The following is a 2,420-nucleotide window of genomic DNA, read 5'->3' as shown; positions in this document are numbered from 1 at the left end:
GCACAATACATGAGGCCAGAGTCCACGCCCTTCGACAAGCTCAGGACGAACGTAGGTTTGAAACTCAGAAATGTGCAAATTATTCCGGTGCAATTCCTAAGAGAGGCTAAAAGGCAACGCGTTCATCCGCGCGGTGCTGGTCGCCCCTTAATTCAGTGACACTGGTGAAATCCTTCAGCACATCACTGACATGAGCTTCTGGCAACGGAGACTGGCCGGATTTATACACATCCAGCACACCAATGCGTCGGGCGATCATCATGCGGCTGACTTCTTTCTTGGCCAAGCTGATGACAACAGTGCTATTACCACCAGAGGATGCTGGTGCATTCACTTCCAATACACGACATTTTTTTAATAAAGGCGTTACGCTTAAACCTTCGAATGAATTGAGGTTGTTTCCTTCAGCCAGATTCTCATCCACCGATGCGATCAACATCACATCCACATAATCTCCGGGAGCGATCATGGTCACCATGGCATCATGGCCTTCAAAGGAAATAGGGTATGGCACCCTATTGGGGCCCAGCAGCAGCTCCATATATTCTGGCTGACCCGGCAGCAATAACTGGTTTTCAGCGATAATAGTGCCCTGGGCGAAGTCGATTCCGGCTACAGCGCCTTCCTGCATCTCAAATCTTGCTTCACCCGTGACGCCCGCTTCTCTGGCGGTTTCTGTTAATACCGACGTCGCCTTAAGCACCACCGGGTTGATTTTTTCACCCTTTTTCACCGGATGATTGGTGATCCATACTTCGGTCATTGCCGGTACCGGAGGTGCTTCCACCACCTGAGTCTCTACCTCTTTGTTCATGCTGGTCAGCAGGCCATAGACCCCCGTTGCGCCTAATATAAATGCGACTGCCAGTAATATTCGACGATCCATAAGGCCTCCAACATCCTAAAATGAACTCAACCAGACTCCACCCAAACCGGCGATTGCCACCGGCACACCATAGGGGAGACCTCTCTCTCTGACTTGTTTCATCCGACCACCGAGCCAGCCATAGCCCAGGTAACCCAATGCCATCACACCGCCCATAAAAGCCATCAAAACCAATACCGGCAGCCACCAGCCCGTGCTAATGGCAGGTAAAAACGCCAGCATTAATTTGATATCGCCACCGGCAAAAAAGCCAAAACCAAACAACAGCAGCCCGATAATGGTGGCAATCAATAAGGGAACAGGTGCGACCGCGGTAAAGCCGGTACTGGCCAGAGAGAGAATAAATACCGCCAGTACCTGATAATTATTGATGCGTCGTTGAGTTATATCGGTTATCAGGATTGAAACAACGATGATGGTTAGTAGAAATGGCCACATAATGCTGAGCCGATTTTATCGGTAAATCAAATACCCGCCCCAAAGGGCGGGGTATGAAGCTAGTCAGCTAAGAAGTTCGACGTAAGCGGCGGGAAATATTAATATTAAAGATCTATTATCCCATTTGCTGAACTCCCTATGACTCTCCTGAACCCCAAGCGGAGGTAGGAATGCGTTATTATCCTATTGCTTTAGTAACCTTTGCAAAAGCGGCTTTAATAGCAGCAGCTAAGCCTGTAGCATCACCGGAAGAAAACAAAACGGCAACAACTCCAGCAATACCTGCAGCCACAAGCGCATATTCAATAGCGGTAACTCCGCGCTGGTCTTTTCTCAGAGAGCTTAAAAAAAGACTACTTTCAACATAGAGTTTAGTTAACATGACTTTCTCCTTGTTACCGTTACTACTGCCGACACAACAGTAAGCGTACTAAGTTGTTCTTTTATCCTGATCAGATCAGCTTCAGCTATTTCATCGCAGATGACTTGTATGCTAAATCTGGCTCAGAGTGTAAAAACTTGGGCAAACCACCTGGCTAATGCAAAATGGCTCTCAAATCATGGGTGGATAATTACGCAAACTGGCCAAAAATAATATTGATTCAGATCAAAAAAAGCAACTATTTTGCGAAATACATCACATTTTTTACACATTCCTGAATTAAGCGACAATTTATGTTTACTATTTGAACACCCTGATTCGGATTACACTTACTTCAACGTATAATGACTAGTATAAATAACTACCAGGTCTCCCCCAACCCATTCCGGAGGTGGAAAAGGTAAGGACTTTTTCAGAGCTTTCAGGCTACTTGATCTAGTGGGTAGGGAACGTGACCTGTAAACAGGTTGCCGTTTCCCTCCCTCCGAACCGTGCGTGCAGCTTTCACTGCACACGGCTCTCCATGCTGTTACTAGGACTGTACCTTCGGTCTCAAGTCCCTCTAATTCCCTTCGTGTTTGTTCGGACAGCATATTCACTATCCATAACCGTTGAGAATTGAGTTCATCACAACACTGTCTCCCTTCCCCCTTCTCCCATTCGGCTTTCACTCGCATCACTGCTTGCTTATACCGTCCGGATAGGCCGGATTGT

The 2,420-nt window shown here is 47.1% G+C and carries 3 protein-coding genes; all 3 read right to left on the bottom strand.

Going from position 1 to position 2,420, the window contains the following annotated elements:
* Positions 1–106: 106 nt before the first annotated feature.
* The 3 genes from cpaB to KDK15_RS05815 all read right to left on the bottom strand — a co-directional run bounded on the left by cpaB (position 107) and on the right by KDK15_RS05815 (position 1,706).
* Positions 107–886: a Flp pilus assembly protein CpaB gene (gene cpaB, locus KDK15_RS05825; protein ID WP_257294424.1), complete on the bottom strand. Its 780-nt coding sequence runs from the start codon at positions 884–886 to the stop codon at positions 107–109.
* Between the two features lie 15 nt (positions 887–901).
* Positions 902–1,324 (bottom strand): prepilin peptidase, encoded by a 423-nt coding sequence (locus KDK15_RS05820; RefSeq protein ID WP_257294423.1) that lies wholly within the window; start codon positions 1,322–1,324, stop codon positions 902–904.
* Between the two features lie 178 nt (positions 1,325–1,502).
* Positions 1,503–1,706 carry a Flp family type IVb pilin gene (locus tag KDK15_RS05815; protein WP_257294422.1) on the bottom strand — a complete coding sequence of 68 codons (204 nt, stop codon included), beginning with the start codon at positions 1,704–1,706 and terminating at the stop codon, positions 1,503–1,505.
* Positions 1,707–2,420 lie beyond the last annotated feature (714 nt).

This window comes from Endozoicomonas sp. YOMI1, from assembly GCF_024606345.1.
Classification (GTDB): Bacteria; Pseudomonadota; Gammaproteobacteria; order Pseudomonadales; family Endozoicomonadaceae; genus Endozoicomonas.
This window is presented reverse-complemented; position numbering and strand designations above follow the sequence as displayed.

Excerpts from the sequence above, each read along its gene's own strand:
- cpaB (WP_257294424.1), bottom strand. The coding sequence starts at position 886 with ATGGATCGTCGAATATTACTGGCAGTCGCATTTATATTAGGCGCAACG.
- KDK15_RS05820 (WP_257294423.1), bottom strand. The coding sequence starts at position 1,324 with ATGTGGCCATTTCTACTAACCATCATCGTTGTTTCAATCCTGATAACC.
- KDK15_RS05815 (WP_257294422.1), bottom strand. The coding sequence starts at position 1,706 with ATGTTAACTAAACTCTATGTTGAAAGTAGTCTTTTTTTAAGCTCTCTG.